Annotated in this window: 1 protein-coding gene; it reads left to right on the top strand. The window is 54.9% G+C overall.

What is annotated here, in order from left to right:
• Nucleotides 1–110: 110 nt before the first annotated feature.
• Nucleotides 111–986: an ATP-binding protein gene (locus tag BUC26_RS22570; RefSeq protein WP_073379694.1), complete on the top strand. Its 876-nt coding sequence runs from the start codon at nt 111–113 to the stop codon at nt 984–986.
• Nucleotides 987–1,055 lie beyond the last annotated feature (69 nt).

Here is a 1,055-nt window from a genome sequence, read left to right on the forward strand (position 1 = left end):
CTTCAGCGACGACCAAATCATGTCAAAAGTTACTTCAAACATCCACTTGTCCGATATGCGGCATGACTTCGATATTTAGACACCGGAGCAATAACCAGACGGTCGAAGGCATGCTGACAATGCTGCGGCGACTCATCGGTGAGGCCATCGATCTTGTCTGGATGCCGGGCCGCCGCGTGTCGCCGATCAAGATGGATCCGTCCCAGGTCGACCAGCTCCTGGCCAATCTCTGTGTCAACGCCCGGGATGCGATCACCGATACCGGCCGTATTGCTATTGAAACGGGCATGGTGACCGTTGATCAGGTTGCAGCTGCCGGAAATCCTGATGCGGTTGCCGGAGAATATGTGGTATTGACGGTTAGTGACAACGGCAGCGGCATTGATCCCGAGACGCTCTCCCATCTTTTCGAACCGTTCTACACAACCAAGCAAATGGGTGAAGGAACCGGTCTCGGGTTGGCTACCGTATACGGCATCGTCACGCAGAATAACGGTTTTATCGAGGTCCGCAGCGAAGAGGGGCAGGGCGCGATATTTGCCGTTTATTTGCCCGAATATCTGGAGACCGCCGATACGACGCTGAGGACAGAGACGGTGGCTGTGATTCCGGGCGGCGCGGGGACCGTTTTGCTGGTGGAAGATGAACCGATGGTCCTGGAAATGACCACAGCGATGCTCGAGAAACTTGGTTATCGGGTCTTACCGTGCGCGGCTGCAGAAGAAGCGATCAAGCTGGCCGAGCTTCACCGCGGCGAGATTGACCTGTTGATGACGGACGTAATCATGCCGAACATGAACGGCCGGGATCTGGCGACGCAATTATCAGTTCGTTATCCCTCTCTTGTCTGTCTCTTCATGTCGGGTTACACAGCCGACGTGATCGCCCATCACGGAGTGCTTGAGGAGGGGGTGTGGTTCATCCAGAAGCCGTTCTCCAAAAAGGAACTTGCCGACAAATTGCGGGGGACGTTGTTTAATTGTTGAGTTCACTACCGACGGGTAAAGCTCCTGCCAAATTCGACCTTCCTCATCACTGCTCCCTTCCGATGCTTC

Origin of the sequence: Desulfofustis glycolicus DSM 9705 (assembly GCF_900130015.1) — a bacterium.
GTDB classification, from domain to species: domain Bacteria; phylum Desulfobacterota; class Desulfobulbia; order Desulfobulbales; family Desulfocapsaceae; genus Desulfofustis; species Desulfofustis glycolicus.

Bases quoted from the DNA above. Each gene is read 5' to 3' on its own strand.
- BUC26_RS22570 (WP_073379694.1), top strand. From the start codon at position 111: ATGCTGACAATGCTGCGGCGACTCATCGGTGAGGCCATCGATCTTGTC.